Below are 18,903 nucleotides of genomic sequence, written 5' to 3'. Positions count from 1 at the left end.
GCCATGGACACGACAACCACCACAACAACAAAAACGAACGCGCCCGCTTCGCCCTCGGTCTGGCGCGCGCCCGAAATCTCGCTGCGCTGGTGGCCGGTGTTCCTGCGCAACCTGCTGGTGTGGCGCAAGCTGGCCATTCCCAGCCTGATCGGCAACATCGCCGAGCCGCTGATCTGGCTGGTGGCCTTCGGCTACGGCATGGGCGCGCTGGTGGGTCAGGTGGCGGTCGACGGCGTGAAGGTGCCGTACATCCTGTTCCTGGCGAGCGGGTCGATCTGCATGAGCGCGATGAACGCGGCGAGCTTCGAGGCGCTGTACTCGGCGTTCTCGCGCATGCACGTGCAGAAGACCTGGGACGGCATCATGAACGCGCCGGTCGGGCTCGACGACATCGTGCTGGCCGAGATGCTGTGGGCGGCGTTCAAGTCGATCTTCACGGTCACGGCCATCCTGTTCGTGATGCTCGGGCTGGGCATCAGCCACAGCCCGAAGCTCATCGTCGCGTGGATGGTGCTGGTGGGCGCGGGCATCACCTTCTCGTCGATTGCGCTGATCTTCAACGCGCTGGCCAAGGGCTACGACTTCTTCACCTACTACTTCACGCTGTTCATGACGCCGATGATGTTCCTGAGCGGCGTGTTCTTTCCGCTCGAACAGCTGCCCTCCGCGGTCAAGGCCGTGGCGGCCTGGCTGCCGCTGACGAATGCGGTGGCGCTGGTGCGGCCGCTGTTCATGGACCAGTGGCCGGCAGGCTGGTGGGTGCATGCGGCGGTGCTGGCGGTGTACGCGGTCGTCGCCTTCTGGATCGCGCTGGCGTTGACGCGCAAGCGGTTCAGGGGCTGAGGCCGCGCTACTTCTTCGCATCCGCCGCGCAGTTCTTCGCTGCGCGCTCTCCCTGCGGCAGCACGATGCCCCAGCGCATGCGCAGCCTGTTGTGCTCGTCGGTTCCGGCCCACGGGATGTCCAGCGTGCCGCGGCAGTCGGCCAGGGCGAGCCGGGGTTGGAGCAGCGCGCCTTCGGAGCGGAACTCGTGCGTGTCGAGGATCAGCACCATGCCGCCTTCGCGCGCCAGCGTGCCCGGAGGCAGCCACGGCGAATTGCGCTCGTCGCCGTCGATCAGCAACTGCGTCGACGGGTCCATCCTCAGCGCCACCGCGCCGGCGAACCAGGTGTCGCCCACCAGCAGCGTGAGCGGGCGGTCGCCGACGCGGTCGCGCCAGATGTCACGAACAGCGTCCGCAACTTCCTGCGCCGGCAGGTTGGCACGCGTGATGTAGCCGAGGCGCTTGCTCAGCACGCCGTCGACCCAGGCTTGGCCGAGCGCGCCGGCCACATGGAGCACCGCCACCGTGACGATCACGCCGCGCCAGCGGCGGCGGCTCCATCGCTCCGCCTCGAGGCCGGGCAGCACGGCCACTGCCCACAGCGCGGCCGGCAGGAAGAAGGTGCCGAGCCACGAGGGAACCAGCGGAACCTTCAGCAGCACCGCCGCGGGAAACACGAGGCACATGGGCCCCAGCGTGGCCCAGGCCAGGAAGCGCCGGTCGAACGCGTTCAGCCCCGGCGTGGCGGCCGATGAGGGCGCGGGCGCGACGGCAGCCCGGGTGAACCAGGCCCAGCCGACCAGCAGCAGCATCGGCAACAGGCGGGATACCTGCACCAGGAACACATGCACCAGGTGGCGAAAGCCGTGCCCGTGCGTGCCCGGGTGGACCGAATGGCGCGCGTAGTCGATGCTGCGGCCGGAGTGCTCCAGCACCCACCACAGGTGCGGCGCCATCAGCACCAGCGCGACGCCGGCCGCCAGCAGCAGGCCGCGCCGCACATGCGCATCGCGCCACAGGCCCTGCCGCACGATGAAGGCCGCGCCCACCGCGAACTGCACCACGGCGCTGTACTTGGTGAGCATCGACAGCGCCGCGAAGACGCCCAGCCAGGCCCAGTCACGCAGCTTCGACGACGAAGGCGCGTGCAGCACGCGCCACAGCATCCACCAGTAGCCGGCCAGCGGCAGCAGTTGCACGGTGTTGTGGTTGTAGATGACCGCGCGCTGCACGTGGTAGGCCACCAGCGAGCCGAGCAGCACGGCCAGCGCCGCGCGCGCCGGGTGGACCATTTCGAGCGACCAGCGCCACACCAGGCAGAGCGCACCCACGCCGCAGCCGACACCGGCCGCGTAGGTCAGCCAGGGCTCGCGCCCGCCCAGCAGCATCAGGGCGCCCATCAGCCAGCTCGGCAGCGGCGGATGCTTGTAGTAGCTCCATTCGAAGCTGCTGCCCCAGAACAGCTCCTCGACGTTGTCCCAGGGCGGGGTCGGATAGAACCAGCTGAAGGACAGGGTCCACAGCAGCAGCATCGCCGCCAAGGCCCACAGGATGTTGCGCTGCAGGGCAGGAGGCGGGACGGCCAGGGGCGTGGCGTTTCCTGTCGAGGGAATCGGGGAGAGTCGCATACGGGGTGGGGCGAAACGGGAGGCGGGATGAAAACCAAAGTCCCAAGTGTGGCACGACGTTTACCTTAACTTTACATTGTACGCAATTCAATTGCTCGCTACAATTCGACCCATGCGCTCCACACCCGTCTCCGCCGACGAAATGCTCAAGCTGGACAACCAGCTGTGCTTTGCCGTGTATTCCGCCTCGCTGGCCATGACCCGGCTCTACAAGCCGGTGCTGGAAAAGCTGCAGCTCACCTACCCGCAATACCTCGTGATGCTCTCGCTGTGGGAGCAGGACGGCCCGACGGTCTCCGCGCTGGGCGACCGCCTGTCGCTCGACTCCGGCACGCTCACCCCGCTGCTCAAGCGGCTGGAAGCCAACGGTTACGTGACCCGCGTGCGCGACGTGGCCGACGAGCGCCGGGTGCACATCACGCTGACGGCCGTCGGCCGCAAGCTCAAGACCCGCGCGGCCGACGTGCCCGAGTGCCTGATGGCTGCTGCCCAGTGCTCGGTGCCCGAGCTGGTTTCGCTCACCCAGCAGATCCAGGCGCTGCGCGACCGCATCAGGAAAGCCGCCTGACGCAGCGCCCGTTTTTGTTCTCCGTTTCTCCCCGCCGAGGCTGCTTGCGGCCGAGGCTTTTCCACCCTCCCTCCACTCCATCATCAAAGGAATCACCATGACCACCAAGCTCGACAAAGTGCTCTACACCGCAGAAGCCCACACGGTCGGCGGCCGTGACGGCGCAGGCAAGTCCAGCGACGGCGCCATCGACGTCAAGCTGAGCTCGCCCGGTTCCGGCAAGCCCGGCACCAACCCCGAACAGCTGTTCGCGGTCGGCTACGCCGCCTGCTTCATCGGCGCCATGAAGGCCGTCGGCCCGAAGATCGGCGTGAAGGTGCCGGAAGACGTCGCCATCGACTCCAGCGTTTCCCTCGGCCCGACGAACGGCGGCGCCGCCTACGGCATCGCCGTGAAGCTGGCGATCACGCTGCCCGGCCTGGACGCCGAAGCCAAGCAGAAGCTGGTCGACACGGCTCACCAGGTCTGCCCGTACTCGAACGCGACCCGCGGCAACATTGACGTGGAACTGACCATCGCCTGAGAGCTCCAGCGCAGCTGGCGCGCTCGGCGAGCTCGCAATTGAAGGCGGCACCGGCCACGGTGCCGCCTTTTTTCATGCGCCTGCCTGCGCGAGCAGCCACGCCTTGAAGACCTGCAGCGACTGCATGCGCGCCGACTCTTCCGGGTACACGAGGTAGTAGCCCTTGGCGTAGCGGTGCGCGTGGCGGCTCAGGCGCTTCAACCGCCCGGAGGCCACCATGTCCTCGCCCATGTAGGGCGGCAGCAGCGCCACGCCCATGCCGGCGACAGCCGCGTTGAGCGCCATCGACATGATCTCGTAGCGCGGCCCCTCGCGCGGCGCCGCATCGGCGATGCCCTCGCGGCGGAACCATTCGTCCCAGCCGTCGGGCAGCGTGTGATGGTGGATGAGCGCCGAGCGCGGCGTGCCGGCATCGACCGTCTTGCCGTGCACCTTGACCCACGACGGCGAGGCGTAGGGTGACAGCACCAGCGGCAGCACGAACTCGCTGTGCAGCCCGGCGCGCTGGCCGTCGCTGAACTCGAGCGACGCATCGACCGGCGTGGTGCGGAAGTCGACCTGGCCCACGCGCGTGCCCAGGTTCAGCGTGATCTCGCCGTGCGCGCGGGTGAAGGCCGGCAGCCGCGGAATGAGCCAGTAGCTGCCGACCGACGCGCCCACCGACAGCGACAGTTCGCCGCCGCGCCCCTTCAGGGCCATGACGGTGGCGGTGGCGCGCTCCAGCCGGCGCAGCAAGGGCGCCACCTCGCCCAGGTAGTACGTCCCCGCCTCGGTCAGCGCGAGCGCCTCGCGGCGGCGCGTGAACAGCCGCACGCCGAGCCGGTCCTCGAGCCTCTGCACCTGGCGGCTCACCGCGCCCTGTGTGAGCCGCAGCTCGTGCGCGGCGGCGGTGAACGAGCGCAGCCGCGCGCTGGCCTCCAGGCACAGCAGCGACATCGTCGAAGGGGCACGGATGTTGGTGTTCATGAGGAAAGCGCTCTTTCGGTGCATGCCGCTGTGGGCGTTTGCCAGTGCAGCACCGCGAAAGTGCATGCGAAAACCTCATGCTAGACGCAGCAAACATGGTTTGTCCACGGAGAGCGCGCCGCGCAACATCGCGGCCATTCCTTGATGGCTTCGACGATGAAAGGCTTTCCATGACACCGCAGATTCCCACCCGCCGCGCGCTGTTGCGGCTGGCTTCGGCCACCGCGCTGGCGGCGCTGCCGCTGGCGTCCCGCGCGGGCGACTGGCCCGAGCGCGCGGTGCGCCTGGTCGTGCCCTCGGCCGCGGGCGGCTCGCCCGACGCGGTCTGCCGCCTGCTGGCCAACGAGCTGTCGAAGTCGCTGGGCCAGGCGATCGTCATCGACAACAAGCCAGGCGCCAGCGGCAACATCGGCATGGTCGACGTGACGCGCGCCGCGCCCGACGGCTACACGCTGGGCTACGGCAACGTGGGCACGCTGGCCATCAACAAGGCGCTGTTCTCGAAGCTCCCCTACGACCCCGACCGCCAGCTGGTGCCCGTCGCGCTGCTGGGCTACGTGCAGAACGCGCTGGTGGTGCGCAAGGACCTGGGCGTGCACAGCGTGGGCGAACTGGTCGCGCTGGCGAAGGCCCGTCCCGGCAAGCTCACCATGGCCTCGGCCGGCAACGGCACCACCGGCCACCTGAGCGGCGAACTGTTCAAGACCCTGACGGGCACGTCCATGGCGCACGTGCCCTACCGCGGCAGCCCCCAGGCCATCCAGGACCTGATGGGCGGCCAGGTGGACCTGATGTTCGACAACCTGAGTTCGATCGCGCCGCACATCCAGGCCGGGCGGCTCGCGGTGCTGGCCGTCACGGGCGCGCAGCGCAGCGCCCTGTTTCCGGCCATTCCCACCGTGGCCGAGTCGGGCGTGCCGGGCTACGACGTGGTGGCCTGGGGCGGCATCGTGGCGCCCGCGAGGACACCCCCCGCCGTGGTCGAGCGGCTGAACGCGGCCGTCAACGCCATCCTCGCCACGCCGGCCATGCGCGAGAGGTACGCGGCCATCGGCTTCGAAACGCTCACCGGACCGCCGCAGCGGCTGTGGGAGCGCGTGGCCCGCGAAACGCCGCTGTGGGCCGACGTGGTGAAGCGCTCCGGCGCGCAGGTCGATTGAAGGCATGGCGATGCTCGACCTGGTGATCGAAGGCGGCGAGGTGATCGACGGCAGCGGCGCGCCGCGCGTGCGCGCCGACGTGGGCGTGCAACAGGGGCGCATCGTGCGCCTGGGCGAGCTGGCCGGCGTGGCGGCGCGCGAGCGCTTCGACGCGCGCGGGCGCATCGTGGCGCCGGGCTTCATCGACGTGCACACGCACGACGACCGGCTGCTGCTCGACGCGCCGCAGGGCGCCCACCCCAAGCTGTCGCAGGGCGTGACCACCGTGGTCACCGGCAACTGCGGCGTGAGCCTGGCGCCGCTGTGCTCGGCGGTCACGCCGCCCGCGCCGCTCGACCTGCTGGGCAGCGACGCCTGGCGCTTCGATCGCTTCGGCGACTACCTCGACGCGCTCGAACAGGCACGGCCCGCGCTCAATGCCGCCTGCCTGGTCGGCCATTCGACGCTGCGCGTGCGGCACATGGCGCGGCTGGACCGCGTGGCCAACGGCGACGAGACGCGGCGCATGGCGGACGACCTGGCACAGGCGCTGGAAAGCGGCGCCATCGGCTTGTCGACCGGCCTCTACTACCCGCCGGCGCGCGCCGCCAGCGCGCAGGAGGTGATTGCCGTGGGCGCCGCGCTGGCCGGCGCGCGCGGCATCGTCACCATGCACATCCGCGACGAGGCCGACGCCATCGACGAGGCGCTGCGCGAGGCGCTGCACATCGGCCGCGCGCTGGGCGTGGACACGGTGCTGTCGCACCACAAGCTGGTCGGCAAGGCCAACCACGGCCGCTCGGTGCAGACGCTCGCGGCCATCGAGGAGGCCGCGCAAACACAGCGCGTGTGCTTCGACTGCTACCCCTACAACGCCTCGTCGACCATGCTGCTGCCCGGGCGCGTGGCGCAGTCCGACGACGTGCGCGTGACTTGGTCGAAGGCCGACGCCAGCGCGGCCGGCCGCTCGCTGTTCGAACTGGCGCGCGAGCGCGGCCGCCCGCCCGAGCAGCTGGCCGCGGAGCTGCAGCCCGCCGGCGCGATCTACTTCGCGATGAGCGAGGACGACGTGAGCCGCATCCTCGGCCACCCGATGGCCATGGTCGGCTCCGACGGCCTGGCGCACGACACCAGCCCGCACCCGCGCCTGTGGGGCACCTTCCCGCGCGTGCTGGGCCACTACGTGCGCGAGCGCAAGCTGTTCTCGCTGGAGACGGCGGTACACAAGATGACGGGCCTGAGCGCGCGCCGCTGCGGCCTGCACGAACGCGGCCTGCTGGCAAGCGGCCACCATGCCGACATCGTGGTGTTCGACGCGCAGCGTGTGGCCGACCGCGCCACCTTCGACCACCCCACCGAGCCCAGCGCGGGCATCGACGCGGTGTTCGTCAACGGCCGGCTCGCCTGCCGCGAGGGCCGCACGGCCGACGTGCATGCGGGCCGCGTGCTGCGGCACGGGCGCTCGGACTGAGCGGAAGAGCGCCAGAGCGGCAGAGCGGCAGGGCGGCAGGGCAGGCACGGCATGTCTCGCGCGCGACGCCAAAACGCTGCGCGCGATGGCGCCTTTCATGGCGCTTGGCTAAGGTCGCGGGCACGATCCACTGCCGGAGCTTCGCCCATGAGCACCACCAGCCTTCTCATCCGCAAAGACCAGCTCGCGACCACGCGGCTGCACACCGCCACCGACGCGCCGCTGGCCGACGGCCAGGTGCGCGTGCGCATCGACAGCTTTGCGCTCACGTCGAACAACATCACCTATGCCGCCTTCGGCGACGCGATGAGCTACTGGCAGTTCTACCCGACCGGCGAAGAAGGCTGGGGCAGCATTCCCGTGTGGGGCTTCGCGAGCGTGGTGCAGTCGCTGCACCCGGGCGTGGCGGTGGGCGAGCGGCTCTACGGCTACTGGCCGATGGCCACCGGCGCGGTGCTGAGCCCCGGGCGGCTGTCGCCCGAGCGCTTCACCGACACGGCGGCGCACCGCGCCGAGCTGCCCGCCGTCTACAACCAGTATTTCCGCTGCGCGCGCGACCCGCTCTACACCGCGGATTCGGAAGACACGCAGTCGCTGCTGCGCCCGCTGTTCATCACCTCGTGGCTGATCGACGACTTCATGGGCGACAACGATTTCTTCGGCGCAAGGACCATGCTGCTGTCCAGCGCATCGAGCAAGACGGCCTACGGCACCGCGTTCCAGCTGCACCGGCGCGAAGGCATCGAGGTGATCGGCCTGACTTCGCCGGCCAACGTGGCCTTCTGCGAAAGCCTGGGCTGCTACGACCGCGTCGTGACCTACGAGGCGCTCGACACCATCGCGGCCGACACGCCTTGCGTGTACATCGACTTCGCGGGCAACGGCGCGCTGCGCAACGCCATCCACGGCCGGTTCACCCAACTGAAGTACAGCAGCTCCATCGGCGGCACGCACGTCGAGCAGCTCGCCGCCAAGGGCGCCGGCAAGGACCTGGCCGGCCCGCGCGCCACGCTGTTCTTCGCGCCCGCGCAGATCAAGAAGCGCACCGCCGAATGGGGCGCGGAAGAGTTCGGGCGCCGCATGGTGGCCGCCTGGCGCGACTTCATCGCCACCGCGACCGATGCGAACAAGCCCTGGCTGCGCGCCGAGCGCCACCACGGCGGCGAGGCGGTGCAGGCCGCCTACGCGCAAGTGCTGGCCGGCAAGGGCGACCCGCGCGCGGGCCATGTCCTTTCTCTTTACAAACAACCCGGCGACGCCTGACCCCTGGAGCGCGCGTGTGGCGACAATGGCCGCATGACTCCTTCTTCCGCGGCGCCCGCGAACACACATCCTTACGAGAGCCTCACGCCCGACGTGGTGCTCGACGCGCTCGCGACGCTCGGCCTGCACGGCGACGGCCGGCTCACCGGCCTGAATTCCTATGAGAACCGGGTCTACCAGGTCTACCTGGAAGACCGCTCCGCGGTCGTCGTCAAGTTCTACCGTCCCGGGCGCTGGAGCGAGGCCGAGATCCTCGAAGAGCACGGCTTCTCGCTCGAACTGGCCGCCGGCGAAGTGCCCGCCGTGCCGCCCCTGGCCTTCGACGGCAAGACCCTGCACCACCACGCCGGCTTCGCTTTCAGCGTGAGCCCGTACCGCGGAGGGCGCGCGCCCGAGCTCGACGACTTCGAGGTGCTCGAATGGGTCGGCCGCTTCCTCGCGCGCATCCACACCGTGGGCAGCGCGAAGCCCTTCGAGGCCCGCCCCGCGCTCGACCTGCAGACCTTCGGCCTGGACTCGCGCGACTGGCTGCTGGAGAACGACAAGATCCCGCTGGACGTGCAGCGCGACTGGGAAAAGGCCTGCAACGACGCGCTGGACATGGTCCGCGCCACCGCGCTGGCGCTGCAGCCGCCGGCCTCCGACTTCAAGCCGCGCAAGCTGCGCCTGCACGGCGACGTGCACCCCGGCAACATTCTGTGGACGCCTACCGACCGCCCCGGCGGCGGCCCGCACTTCGTCGACCTCGACGACGCGCGCACCGGCTTCGCCGTGCAGGACCTGTGGATGCTGCTGTCGGGCGACCGCGCCCAGCGCACCGCGCAGCTGTCGGGCCTGCTCGACGGCTACGAGCAGTTCCGCGAATTCGACCGGCGCGAGCTGGCGCTGATCGAGCCCCTGCGCACCCTGCGGCTCATCCACTACAGCGCATGGCTGGCGCGGCGCTGGGAAGACCCGATCTTCCCGATCAACTTCCCGTGGTTCGGCTCCAGCGACTACTGGAAGGGGCAGATCCTGGTGCTGGAAGACCAGTGCGAGCAAATGGCCGAGGAGCCCCTCTACGCCTGACTCTGGTCGGCGGCAATGCTGTCCGCCACGCCCTGCAGCAGGCGCTCGACCAGCACGTTGGCCGGTCCGTTGCGCCAGATGCCATAGGCCTCCGACTGCGCCACCGCGCGGTCGAGCGGCCTGAACACAGCGCCGCGCAAGGCTGAATTGCGCATCGCCTGCGGCACCAGCGCCACGCCCAGCCCCTGCGACACCAGCGAGACCACGGCCAGCCAGTGGCGCACTTCATGCCGCACCTCGGGCAGGAAGCCGGCGTCGGCGCAGATCGACAGGATGCGCTCGTGATAGTCGGGCGAGGCCTCGCGCGAGAACAGCACGAACGGCTGCGCGCGCAGGTCGGCCGGCGCCAGCACCCGCTTGCGCGCGAGCGCATGCTCCGCCGGCAGGCAGGCCACGAAGGGCTCCGACAGCAGCAGCCGGTGCTGCAGTTCGAGCGGCACGCGCCGCGTGTGGGCAAAGCCCAGGTCGAGCCGGTCGTTCAGCAGCTCGGTGATCTGCACGCCGGAATTGAGTTCGCTCAGGGTGATGCGCACCGCCGGGTGCTTCGCCTGGAAAGCCCGCAGCGCCTGCGGCAGTCCCCGGTACAGCATCGCGCCGACGAAGCCGATGCGCAGCCGCCCCGCCGAACCCAGCGCCACGTCGCGCGCCTCCGCGGCCGCCTCTTCCGCCTGCAGCAGCACGCGCCGCGCCGACACGCGCAGCGCCTCGCCGGCCGGCGTGAGCCGCACCTCCTTGCTGTTGCGCTCGAAGAGCCGCGCGCCCACCGTGTCCTCGAGCTGGCGGATCGCCACCGACAGCGGCGGCTGCGAGATCGACAGGCGCCGCGCCGCCCGGCCGAAGTGCAGTTCTTCGGCGAGCACGGAGAAGTAGCGCAGGTGCCGCAGTTCCATGGATAGTCAGATCGAATCGAACAAGACCAAATCGATATTAGACACGGATCGTCGCGGCTCCAACAATGCGCCAGACCAAAGGACCCATGGAGACAAAGCGCATGTCCGCAGAGCAAGCCCATCCGATTCCCGACCGGCACGGCCAGAACCTGTTCACCACCGACGCCGAGCTGCACGCGCTGCTCGCGCTCTACCTGCCCGAAGACCTGCGCCGGCACATGCAGCCGCACTTCGAGCGCCTGGGCGGCCTCGCGGGCGGCCTGCTCGACGAACTGGCCGGCACCGCCGACCGCAACCCGCCCGTGCTGAAGCAGCGCACCCGCACCGGGCTGGACGACCAGAAGATCCTCAAGCACCCCGCTTACGTCGAGATGGAACGCCTGGCGCTCGCCGAGTTCGGCCTGGCCGCCATCTCGCACCGCGACGAGACGCTGGGCTGGCAGGGCAGGATGCCGCCGCTCGTCAAATACGTGCTGACCTACCTGTTCGTGCAGGCCGAGTTCGGCCTGTGCTGCCCGGTGTCGATGACCGATTCGCTCACGCGCACGCTCAAGAAATTCGGCCACCCTGAGCTGGTCGCCAAATTTCTGCCGCGCCTGACCTCGCTCGACTTCGACGAACTCGCGCAGGGCGCGATGTTCATGACCGAGCAGGCCGCCGGCTCCGACATCGCCGCCACCGCCACGCTGGCCCACTATCAGGAAGCCGACGGCAGCTGGCGCCTGAGCGGCGACAAGTGGTTCTGCTCCAACCCCGACGCCGATTTCGCGATGGTGCTGGCGCGCGCCGACGACGAATCGGGCGGCCAGCCCGGCATGAAGGGCGTGTCGCTGTTCCTGCTGCCGCGCCGGCTGGACGACGGCAGCCTCAACCACTACCGCATCATCCGGCTGAAGGACAAGCTGGGCACGCGCTCGATGGCCAGCGGCGAGATCCGCCTCGAAGGCGCGGTCGCGTACCTCGTGGGCGAGGCCGGCCGCGGCTTCGTGCAGATGGCCGACATGGTCAACAACTCGCGCCTGTCGAACGGCGTGCGCGCCGCCGGCCTGATGCGCCGTGCGGTGGCCGAGGCCGAGTTCATCGCTTCCGAGCGCCGCGCCTTCGGCCGCACGCTCGATCAGATGCCGCTGATGCAGCGCCAGCTCGACAAGCTGCGCCTGCCGGCCGAGCAGGCCCGCACGATGGTGTGCCAGACCGCTCTGGCGCTCGCCCGCTCCGACGCCGGCGAGCGCGACGCCTATGCGCTGCTGCGCATCCTCACGCCGCTCATCAAGTTCCGCGCCTGCCGCGATGCGCGCAAGGTGACGGGCGATGCAATGGAAGTGCGCGGCGGCTGCGGCTACATCGAGGAATGGAGCGATGCGCGCCTGGTGCGCGACGCGCACCTGGGCTCGATCTGGGAAGGCACGAGCAACATCGTGGCGCTCGACGTGATCCGCGCGGTCAAGCGCGAAGGCTCGCTGCCCGTGCTGCGCGCGCACTGCCGCAAGCTGCTCGACGACGCGGCGCTGGCCCCGGCTTTCGCCAAGGCCCTGCGCGACGCGCTGGACCGCGCCGCCGCGCTGACCGAGACCGCCGCGCGCGAAGGCGGCGACGTGCTCGCGCGCCAGGCGGCATCGGCGCTCTACCACTGCACCAGCGCCATCGCGATGGCCTGGGAGGCCGCGCACGGCGGCTCCGCGCCGCGCCTGCGCTGGGCGCAGCTGGTGCTGCTGCACCGCGTGCTGCCGCGCGACCCGCTCTCGCCCGATGCGATGCCCGCCGACTGGAACGGCGCACCCGCCGCACGCACCGCGCAGGCCATCGCCTGAACCTGCTTTCCCCAACACACAAAAACGGAGACATCCCTTTGAAACGCTTCATCTTCCTGCTGACCGCATGCGCCACGCTCGTGGCCGCCGTGCCCGCCGCGCATGCGGCCGACGCCTTTCCCGCCAAGCCCTTGACGCTGGTCGTGCCCTTCCCGCCCGGCGGCCCGACCGACGCGATGGCGCGCACGCTCGCCGCCGAGATGAAGGACCGCCTCGGCCAGCCGATGATCGTGGAGAACCGCGCGGGCGCGGGCGGCAACATCGGCGCCGAATACGTGGCGCGCGCCGAGGCCGACGGCCACACGCTGATGTTCGGCACCTCGGGCCCGCTGGCCATCAACAAGAGCCTGTACCGCAAGATCAACTACGACCCGGTGAAGAGCTTCGCGCCGGTGATCCAGGTCGGCTACCTGCCCAACATCCTGGTGGTGAACCCCGCCCTGCCGGTGAAGACCGTGCCGGAGCTCGTGGCCTACGCCAAGGCCAACCCCGGCAAGCTGAGCTATGCGTCTTCGGGCAACGGTGCGTCGTCGCACCTGGCGGGCGTGCTCTTCAACTCGGTGGCGGGCACGGACCTGCAGCACATTCCGTACAAAGGCACGGGGCCGGCGCTCAATGATTTGCTGGGCAACCAGGTGAGCATGACGTTCACCGACATCCTCACCGCGCTGCCTTATGTGAAGGCGGGCAAGCTGCGCGCGCTGGGCGTTGCCACGTCGGCGCGCTCGCAGGCGCTGCCCGACGTGCCGACGATCGCGGAGCAGGGCTACAAGGGTTATGACGTGAGCGTGTTCTTCGGCATCGTCGCGCCGGCCGGCACGCCGGCGGACCGCGTGGCCAAGCTGAATCATGCGTTTGCCGAGGTGCTCAACTCACCCAAGGTGAAGCAGATGTTCTCTGCCCAAGGCCTGGAAGCATCGGCCGACACATCGCCACAGAAGCTGGGGCAGTTCATCGCCGCGGAGTCGGTCAAGTGGAAGGACGTGGTTCAGAAGTCCGGGGCGCAGCTGGACTGATTCAGCCGCTTCGTTCGTGGCGTGTGCACAGGCCATCGGGTACTCCCCTCCGCGAATGTCCCCCGGGGCTGCGCCCCTCCTCCTTTATTTCGCTGCGGGGAGCACCCGACGCCCTGTGCACGATGGACGCCGCGCTCGTGCGGGCCGATCAACCAGTGCTCTGAACGCTCACGACGGCGGGGTGCCTTGCGCAGCGAAATAAAGGAGGAGGCCGAAGGCCGGGGGACATTCGCGGAGCAAGGTACCCCGTCGGCGTGAGCGTGCCCCGAAAGAAAGAAAGAACAAACGAAAGACAGAAATGACACAACCCCAAGGCGCCCTCGCAGGCATCCGGGTGCTGGACATCTCCCGCATCCTCGGCGGTCCCTACTGCGGACAGATCCTCGGTGACCACGGTGCCGATGTGCTCAAGGTCGAGCCGCCACAAGGCGACGACACCCGCACCTGGGGCCCGCCGTTCAAGGAAGGCGTGGCCTCGTACTACCACGGCCTCAACCGCAACAAGCGCGTGCAGCACCTCGACTTCTCGACAGAAGAAGGCCGCGAATCGCTGCTCGCCCTGGTCGCAGAGGCCGATGTGCTCATCGAGAACTTCAAGACCGGCACCATGGAACGCTGGGGCATCGGCTACGAGACCCTGTCGCAACGCTTCCCGCGCCTCGTGTGGTGCCGCGTCTCCGGCTTCGGCGCCGATGGTCCGCTCGGCGCGCTGCCCGGCTACGACGCCGCCGTGCAGGCCATGACCGGCATCATGAGCATCAACGGCGAAGCCGATGGCGGCCCGCTGCGCGTCGGTCTGCCCGTGGTCGACATGGTGACCGGCCTCAACGCGGTCATCGGCGTGCTGCTCGCGCTGCAGGAACGCAACCGCAGCGGACGCGGCCAGTTCGTGGAAGCGGCGCTGTACGACAGCGGCCTGTCGCTGCTGCATCCGCATGCGGCCAACTGGTTCATGGACGGCACCGCGCCGCGCCGCACCGGCAACGCGCATCCCAACATCTACCCCTACGACGCACTCGCCACCGGCACCGACCCCGTGTTCATCGCCGTGGGCAACGACCGCCAGTTCGCCAGCCTGTGCCGCTGCATCGGCCTGCCCGGGCTTGCCGAAGATCCGCTCTACCGCTCCGCCGGTGCGCGCTCGGTGAACCGCGGCGAGCTCAAGCAGCGGCTCGAGGCGGCCATGGCCGCTTTCGACGGCCGCCAACTCGTCGAGCAGCTCATGGCCGCCGGCGTGCCCGCCGCGCCGGTCCTGCCGGTCGACGCCGCGCTGCAGCACCCGCACACGCTGCACCGCGAGATGGTGGTCGAGATGCCCGGCGGCTACCGCGGCATCGGCGCGCCGGTGAAGCTGAGCCGCACGCCGGCCAGCTACCGGCATGCGCCGCTCACGCCGGGCGACGCCTTCCTGCCGCAGGACTGACCGGGCGACCGCCTCAGCGCGGCACCGCGCGCCCGCGCCCGATGCCGTAGTACGCGATGCCCGCGGCCTCCACTTGCGCCGCGTCATAGACATTGCGGCCGTCGAAGATCGCCGGCATGCGCAGTTCTCGCGCGATCTGCGCAAGGCCGGCCTCGCGGAACACCGGCCACTCGGTCACCAGCGCCAGCACGTCGGCGCCGTGCAGCGCCTCTTGCGCGGTGGCGCACCAGAGCAGGCCGTCGCGCTCGCCGACGATGGCGCGCGCATTCGCCATCGCGGCCGGGTCGTGCACCTGCACGCGCGCGCCGGCCGCCAGCAGCCGCTCAAGCAGCACCAGGCTGGGCGCGTCGCGCATGTCGTCGGTGTCGGGCTTGAAGGCCAGGCCCCACACGGCGACGGTCTTGCCCGCGATGCGGCCTTCGAAGTGGTGGGTCATCAGGTCGAACAACCGGCCCTTCTGCTCGTGGTTCGCGGCCTCGACCGCCGAGAGAATGCGCAACGCATGGCCGTCGCGCTCGGCCATGCGGGTCAGCGCGCGCACGTCCTTGGCAAGGCAGGAGCCGCCGTAGCCCGCGCCCGCCTGCAGGAAGTCGGGCCCGATGCGGTGGTCGGCGCCAATGCCGCGCCGCACCATCTCGATGTCGGCGCCCGCGTGCCCGGCCACGCGCGCCATCTCGTTCATGAAGCTGATGCGGGTGGCGAGCATCGCGTTGGCTGCGTACTTGGTGAGCTCGGCCGAGCGGCGGTCCATCACCAGCAGCGGCCTTTCGGGTTCGCTCACGAACGGCGCGTAGAGCCGGGCCAGCAGGTCGATGGCCCACGGGTCCCGCGTGCCGATCACCACGCGGTCGGGCCGGCGGCAGTCGCGCACCGCCGCGCCTTCGCGCAGGAACTCGGGGTTGGCGGCCACCGCGACGCGCAGCGAGGCGCCACGCCGCGAAAGCTCGCCGCTCAGCACGGCCTCGATCTGGTCGGCCGTGCCCACCGGCGCGGTCGACTTGCACACCACCAGCGCCTCGCGCTCGCGGTGCCGCCCGATGCCCGCCGCCACCGCCATCACTTGCCGCAGGTCGACGCGCCCTTGCGCATCCGCCGGCGTGTTGACCACGATGAAGAGCACGTCGCCGTGCCCGCAGGCGGCCTGCGCGTCGGCGGTGAAGCGCAGCGTGCCGGCGGCCAGGCCCTCGGCCACCAGGGGCTCCAGGTCCGGTTCGTGCAAGGGCATCAGGCCACGCTGCAGGCCTTCGATGCGCGGCAGGTCGGCGTCGGTGCAGAGCACCTCGTGCCCGGCCTCGGCCAGGCAGGCCGCGAAGCTCAGGCCCACGTAGCCGGCGCCGAAGATGCCGACCTTCATGGCCGGCCCGGCGGCGCGCTGCACTGGTGGCTGGCGCGGTTGTGCGATAAAAGCAGGGTGCAAGCCTTCAAAACAATGTCCGGACAGGAAAATTCGATGATGCCCGATCAAGTTGCCGCGCGTTGCGCGCTGGTCCTGGAGACCAACAACCTGCGCGGCGGAGCGGATGCCGAGGCTAGGGCCGGCGCCAGCCTGCAGCGCCTGGTGGCACTGCTCGCGAAACAGAAGCTGCCGCTCACGGCGCTCGCGCAGGTGGTCATCACGCACGACGGGCTGAGCCCCGCCACCTGCGATGCAGTGAGCGCGCTCGCGGGCCGCCCGGTCGACTTCGTGCGCATCGACGCGGCCACCGGGTACTACGACGCCAAGAACGCCGGCTTCGCGGCCACCGATGCGCAGCGCTGCACGCACGTGGTGTTCGCCGATGCCGACTGCCTGCCCGACGACGACTGGCTGCTGCAGATGCTGCTGCCGTTCACGCAAGGCGCCGATGCGCCCGCCGTGGTGGCCGGGCGCACCAGCTACGCGGCCAACGTGGTCGGCACCGCGCTGACGACCATCGACTTCATGTACTTCCCCAACGCCGGCCATGCCGGCGCCACGAGCAACTTCTACGCGAACAACGTGGCCTTCCGCCGCGAGGTGTTCGAGCGGCACAGCTACCAGGCGCTCGACGGCGTGTACCGCGCGCACTGCCAGGTGCTGGGCATGCGGCTGAAGGCGGCGGGCGTGCCCATTCGCTACGCGGCCACGGCCCACACCGAACACCGCCTGCCCGACACGCGCCTGGAGGCGCTCAAGCTGCGCTGGATGCGCGGGCAGGACACTTACTCGCTCACGCCGCACCTGCTGCGCAGCTACGTGTCGCCGCGCTGGCAGTGGCTGGCCAAGAGCGGCCCCATCGGCCCGCTGTGCGTGCTGTTCACGCGGCTGGGCTTCAGCGTGAAGGCGCTGAACCATCAAGACCTGCCGCCGCTGCGCGGCCTGCGCTGGCTCGCGGGCGTGGCGCTGATCCTGGGTTTCTCGGCCGTCGACATGCTGGGCGCGTTCGCGCGCGGCATCGGCTGGCACACCACGGGCCGCACCAACGCGGACGCGCAGGCGCTCTCCTATCACCGGCCCTGAATCGCCTGCCCTGAGCGGCACTCGACACAAGAACAACAAACGACAAAGACCATGCACATCCGCTCTTCGTTTCCGGCGCGCCGCGCCGCGCTCGGCCTCGCGCTCGCAGGCGCCTTCACGCTGGCCAGCGCTGCCGACTTCGCCGGCCGCGGCGTCTTCAACTTCAAGTCCGATGCCGGCTGCCCCTTCGCGGCGCTGGCCGGCGCGGGCAACGACTGCAACCGCCTCGCCCTCGACGACCCCGAAACGCGCGCTGCGCTCGACGGCGCCGCGCACACCATCCGCTTCACCAACACCCGCAGCTACGCCGAGAAGACCATCGTCGGCGACGTGCTGCTGCAGGGCTCGGGCCAGGCGCGCGGCGGCCAGCGCGTGCCGCTGACCTTCCACGCGCTGCTGAGCCGCTCGGGCACCGACTGGTCGGTGAGCAGCCACGCGCACTCGCCTATCGGCGGGGAGTTCAACGACATCCGCATCGACCCGTACCAGGTCGTGGTGAACGAGGCGAACACCGACCGCGTGGTGCTCACGGCCGACCAGGTCATCGAAGCGCTGGCCAGGCCCTCGCTCACGGCGCGCCTGGCCAATGTGCTGGTGCAGGTGGACGACAACCGCACCGATGGCGCAAGAGACGCCGACATCACCATCGGCCTGGGGCTGGGCAAGGCGTCGAAGTCGGTGGCGCGCGCGCGCTTCCACGCGCCGGCCGCCAAGGGCCGCGAACTGGCCGAAGCGATGCGACAAGGCAACTGGACGCTGGAGCTGCAGGCGCTCAGCGGCAAGATCCCGCGCCAGGTGGTGCAGCGCGACCTGTTCCTGTACGGGCTCGAGTCGCAGTCGCTGTTGCAGCCGCTGCTGCAGCGCGGCTTCCGCAAGAACGAGAAGCTGGTGCTCGGCGCGGCCGGCGGCAAGGGCTTCGTGCGCTACGACGGACAGCAGCGCGAGTTCGCGGGCGCCGACGCGGCCGCGCGCGCGTTCCTGCAGGACAGCTTCATCGGGCTCGTGCTGGGCTGGCAGCAGCAGCAACAGCCGCAGCCCGTGCAGGCCAAGGCCGATGCCCGCTGACCAGACACCAGACGCGGCAGCCGGCTTCGACTGCCTCGCCCCGCCGCGGCTTAGCGGCTGGCCCGCGCTGCAGGCGCGCATCGTGCACCACGTCAAGCGCGCCGCGCTGCGGCAGCTGCATGCGAGCAATGCGGGCGAGATGCTGCTGCTGCGCTTCTACCTGGTGGGCGAGGAATCGTCCGAGCAGGCGCTGCAGCGTGAGCTGCGCATCGACCCGCCCGACTGGCTCGCGCGCCAGCTCGACCAGCACCTGGCCGACGAGCAGTTGCACGCGCGCCTTTTCGCGGAAGCCATCAACCTGCGCGGCGGCACCGCCCAGGCCGCCGCCTCGCCCGAGGAAGCACCCCGGCCCGACTGGTTCAGCCGCCGCAAGCTGGCGCGCTGGCAGCAGCTGATCCGCCGGCATGCGCCGCACTTCGCGCACGGCGGGCTGGTGCCTGCCTATGCCATCGGCCTGAGCGCGGAGCAGATGGCCTCGCGCATATTGCAGCGCCACTGCGCGCTGATCGGCCAGCAGCATCCGCTGCATCCGCTGCTGTCGCGCGTGCTGGCCGACGAAGACCGCCACATCCGCCTGTGCAGCCACACGCTGCAGCGCTGCGTGGCGCCGCACGAGCAGGCCCGGCTCGCACAGCTGATGCGCGAGGTGCGAGACACCGAACGCGGCTTCGGCATCACCGGCGCGGCCGGGATGTGGCTGGCGGGCGTGGCCCTGCGGCTGCGCCCTGGCGCCACGCGGCCGCTGCGGCACCGGCATCACGCCTGAGCG

Annotated in this window: 17 protein-coding genes; 13 read left to right on the top strand and 4 right to left on the bottom strand. The window is 70.3% G+C overall.

From position 1 onward, the window contains the following. Positions 1 to 3 precede the first annotated feature (3 nt). Positions 4 to 843 carry an ABC transporter permease gene (locus C4F17_RS21000; protein WP_106936540.1) on the top strand — a complete coding sequence of 280 codons (840 nt, stop codon included), beginning with the start codon at positions 4 to 6 and terminating at the stop codon, positions 841 to 843. Between the two features lie 7 nt (positions 844 to 850). Here C4F17_RS21000 and C4F17_RS20995 read toward each other — a convergent pair whose 3' ends face one another. Then, positions 851 to 2,452: a glycosyltransferase family 39 protein gene (locus C4F17_RS20995; RefSeq protein ID WP_234382251.1), complete on the bottom strand. Its 1,602-nt coding sequence runs from the start codon at positions 2,450 to 2,452 to the stop codon at positions 851 to 853. Positions 2,453 to 2,564: 112 nt separating this feature from the next. Here C4F17_RS20995 and C4F17_RS20990 point away from each other — a divergent pair, with 112 nt between their 5' ends. Together C4F17_RS20990 and C4F17_RS20985 are read left to right on the top strand one after the other, a co-directional pair. Further along, the gene (locus C4F17_RS20990; protein WP_106936538.1) at positions 2,565 to 3,020 is read left to right on the top strand and encodes a MarR family winged helix-turn-helix transcriptional regulator; all 456 of its coding nucleotides are present in this window, start codon (positions 2,565 to 2,567) and stop codon (positions 3,018 to 3,020) included. A gap of 97 nt (positions 3,021 to 3,117) precedes the next feature. Beyond that, positions 3,118 to 3,543 (top strand): organic hydroperoxide resistance protein, encoded by a 426-nt coding sequence (locus tag C4F17_RS20985; protein WP_019657755.1) that lies wholly within the window; start codon positions 3,118 to 3,120, stop codon positions 3,541 to 3,543. A gap of 72 nt (positions 3,544 to 3,615) precedes the next feature. Here the strand turns inward: C4F17_RS20985 and C4F17_RS20980 are convergent, their stop codons facing one another. Continuing rightward, complete coding sequence (locus C4F17_RS20980; protein WP_234382248.1) at positions 3,616 to 4,509, bottom strand: LysR substrate-binding domain-containing protein; 894 nt, start codon at positions 4,507 to 4,509, stop codon at positions 3,616 to 3,618. Positions 4,510 to 4,679: 170 nt separating this feature from the next. Here C4F17_RS20980 and C4F17_RS20975 point away from each other — a divergent pair, with 170 nt between their 5' ends. The 4 genes from C4F17_RS20975 to C4F17_RS20960 all read left to right on the top strand — a co-directional run bounded on the left by C4F17_RS20975 (position 4,680) and on the right by C4F17_RS20960 (position 9,450). Further along, positions 4,680 to 5,669 (top strand): Bug family tripartite tricarboxylate transporter substrate binding protein, encoded by a 990-nt coding sequence (locus C4F17_RS20975; RefSeq protein ID WP_106936537.1) that lies wholly within the window; start codon positions 4,680 to 4,682, stop codon positions 5,667 to 5,669. 10 nt (positions 5,670 to 5,679) lie between these two features. Next, positions 5,680 to 7,119, top strand: a complete 1,440-nt coding sequence (locus C4F17_RS20970; protein ID WP_106937635.1) for an N-acyl-D-amino-acid deacylase family protein — start codon at positions 5,680 to 5,682, stop codon at positions 7,117 to 7,119. A 147-nt stretch (positions 7,120 to 7,266) separates the two neighbouring features. After that, positions 7,267 to 8,382, top strand: coding sequence for a DUF2855 family protein (locus C4F17_RS20965; RefSeq protein ID WP_106936536.1), 1,116 nt, complete (start codon positions 7,267 to 7,269; stop codon positions 8,380 to 8,382). A gap of 33 nt (positions 8,383 to 8,415) precedes the next feature. Continuing rightward, positions 8,416 to 9,450 carry a serine/threonine protein kinase gene (locus tag C4F17_RS20960; RefSeq protein WP_081267519.1) on the top strand — a complete coding sequence of 345 codons (1,035 nt, stop codon included), beginning with the start codon at positions 8,416 to 8,418 and terminating at the stop codon, positions 9,448 to 9,450. On the opposite strand, the gene C4F17_RS20955 is transcribed toward C4F17_RS20960, so the two are convergent. Next, on the bottom strand, positions 9,441 to 10,340 hold the full coding sequence (locus C4F17_RS20955; protein ID WP_106936535.1) for a LysR family transcriptional regulator: 900 nt from the start codon (positions 10,338 to 10,340) through the stop codon (positions 9,441 to 9,443). The two genes, C4F17_RS20960 and C4F17_RS20955, sit on opposite strands and share 10 nt — an antisense overlap. Before the next feature lie 101 nt (positions 10,341 to 10,441). On the opposite strand from C4F17_RS20955, the gene C4F17_RS20950 reads away from it, so the two are divergent. From C4F17_RS20950 to C4F17_RS20940, 3 genes are all read left to right on the top strand, one after another. Then, entirely contained in the window at positions 10,442 to 12,151 is a 1,710-nt protein-coding gene (locus tag C4F17_RS20950; protein WP_106937634.1) for an acyl-CoA dehydrogenase family protein, read from the top strand. 38 nt (positions 12,152 to 12,189) lie between these two features. Further along, positions 12,190 to 13,167, top strand: coding sequence for a Bug family tripartite tricarboxylate transporter substrate binding protein (locus tag C4F17_RS20945; protein ID WP_081267517.1), 978 nt, complete (start codon positions 12,190 to 12,192; stop codon positions 13,165 to 13,167). A 298-nt stretch (positions 13,168 to 13,465) separates the two neighbouring features. Next, positions 13,466 to 14,590 (top strand): CaiB/BaiF CoA transferase family protein, encoded by a 1,125-nt coding sequence (locus C4F17_RS20940; RefSeq protein ID WP_106936534.1) that lies wholly within the window; start codon positions 13,466 to 13,468, stop codon positions 14,588 to 14,590. 13 nt (positions 14,591 to 14,603) lie between these two features. Here C4F17_RS20940 and C4F17_RS20935 read toward each other — a convergent pair whose 3' ends face one another. Continuing rightward, on the bottom strand, positions 14,604 to 15,944 hold the full coding sequence (locus C4F17_RS20935) for a UDP-glucose dehydrogenase family protein (RefSeq protein WP_106937633.1): 1,341 nt from the start codon (positions 15,942 to 15,944) through the stop codon (positions 14,604 to 14,606). 96 nt (positions 15,945 to 16,040) lie between these two features. Here C4F17_RS20935 and C4F17_RS20930 point away from each other — a divergent pair, with 96 nt between their 5' ends. The 3 genes from C4F17_RS20930 to C4F17_RS20920 are packed head-to-tail and all read left to right on the top strand — an operon-like array spanning position 16,041 to position 18,900. After that, positions 16,041 to 17,069 carry a glycosyltransferase gene (locus C4F17_RS20930; protein WP_106936533.1) on the top strand — a complete coding sequence of 343 codons (1,029 nt, stop codon included), beginning with the start codon at positions 16,041 to 16,043 and terminating at the stop codon, positions 17,067 to 17,069. Between the two features lie 51 nt (positions 17,070 to 17,120). After that, positions 17,121 to 18,134 carry a hypothetical protein gene (locus C4F17_RS20925; RefSeq protein ID WP_106936532.1) on the top strand — a complete coding sequence of 338 codons (1,014 nt, stop codon included), beginning with the start codon at positions 17,121 to 17,123 and terminating at the stop codon, positions 18,132 to 18,134. Further along, positions 18,124 to 18,900 carry a diiron oxygenase gene (locus tag C4F17_RS20920; protein WP_106936531.1) on the top strand — a complete coding sequence of 259 codons (777 nt, stop codon included), beginning with the start codon at positions 18,124 to 18,126 and terminating at the stop codon, positions 18,898 to 18,900. Before C4F17_RS20925 ends, C4F17_RS20920 begins: the two co-directional genes overlap by 11 nt. The last annotated feature ends 3 nt before the right edge of the window (positions 18,901 to 18,903 follow it).

It is taken from the genome of Variovorax sp. PMC12, from assembly GCF_003019815.1.
Lineage (GTDB): Bacteria > Pseudomonadota > Gammaproteobacteria > Burkholderiales > Burkholderiaceae_C > Variovorax.
This window is presented reverse-complemented; position numbering and strand designations above follow the sequence as displayed.

What these genes read in the sequence shown, in the direction of transcription:
- C4F17_RS20930 (WP_106936533.1), top strand. Translation starts at nt 16,041, where the DNA reads ATGATGCCCGATCAAGTTGCCGCGCGTTGCGCGCTGGTCCTGGAGACC.
- C4F17_RS20975 (WP_106936537.1), top strand. Translation starts at nt 4,680, where the DNA reads ATGACACCGCAGATTCCCACCCGCCGCGCGCTGTTGCGGCTGGCTTCG.
- C4F17_RS20935 (WP_106937633.1), bottom strand. Translation starts at nt 15,944, where the DNA reads ATGAAGGTCGGCATCTTCGGCGCCGGCTACGTGGGCCTGAGCTTCGCG.
- C4F17_RS20965 (WP_106936536.1), top strand. Translation starts at nt 7,267, where the DNA reads ATGAGCACCACCAGCCTTCTCATCCGCAAAGACCAGCTCGCGACCACG.
- C4F17_RS20995 (WP_234382251.1), bottom strand. Translation starts at nt 2,452, where the DNA reads ATGCGACTCTCCCCGATTCCCTCGACAGGAAACGCCACGCCCCTGGCC.
- C4F17_RS20980 (WP_234382248.1), bottom strand. Translation starts at nt 4,509, where the DNA reads ATGAACACCAACATCCGTGCCCCTTCGACGATGTCGCTGCTGTGCCTG.
- C4F17_RS20990 (WP_106936538.1), top strand. Translation starts at nt 2,565, where the DNA reads ATGCGCTCCACACCCGTCTCCGCCGACGAAATGCTCAAGCTGGACAAC.
- C4F17_RS20950 (WP_106937634.1), top strand. Translation starts at nt 10,442, where the DNA reads ATGTCCGCAGAGCAAGCCCATCCGATTCCCGACCGGCACGGCCAGAAC.
- C4F17_RS20940 (WP_106936534.1), top strand. Translation starts at nt 13,466, where the DNA reads ATGACACAACCCCAAGGCGCCCTCGCAGGCATCCGGGTGCTGGACATC.
- C4F17_RS20960 (WP_081267519.1), top strand. Translation starts at nt 8,416, where the DNA reads ATGACTCCTTCTTCCGCGGCGCCCGCGAACACACATCCTTACGAGAGC.
- C4F17_RS20920 (WP_106936531.1), top strand. Translation starts at nt 18,124, where the DNA reads ATGCCCGCTGACCAGACACCAGACGCGGCAGCCGGCTTCGACTGCCTC.
- C4F17_RS21000 (WP_106936540.1), top strand. Translation starts at nt 4, where the DNA reads ATGGACACGACAACCACCACAACAACAAAAACGAACGCGCCCGCTTCG.
- C4F17_RS20955 (WP_106936535.1), bottom strand. Translation starts at nt 10,340, where the DNA reads ATGGAACTGCGGCACCTGCGCTACTTCTCCGTGCTCGCCGAAGAACTG.
- C4F17_RS20925 (WP_106936532.1), top strand. Translation starts at nt 17,121, where the DNA reads ATGCACATCCGCTCTTCGTTTCCGGCGCGCCGCGCCGCGCTCGGCCTC.
- C4F17_RS20970 (WP_106937635.1), top strand. Translation starts at nt 5,680, where the DNA reads ATGCTCGACCTGGTGATCGAAGGCGGCGAGGTGATCGACGGCAGCGGC.
- C4F17_RS20985 (WP_019657755.1), top strand. Translation starts at nt 3,118, where the DNA reads ATGACCACCAAGCTCGACAAAGTGCTCTACACCGCAGAAGCCCACACG.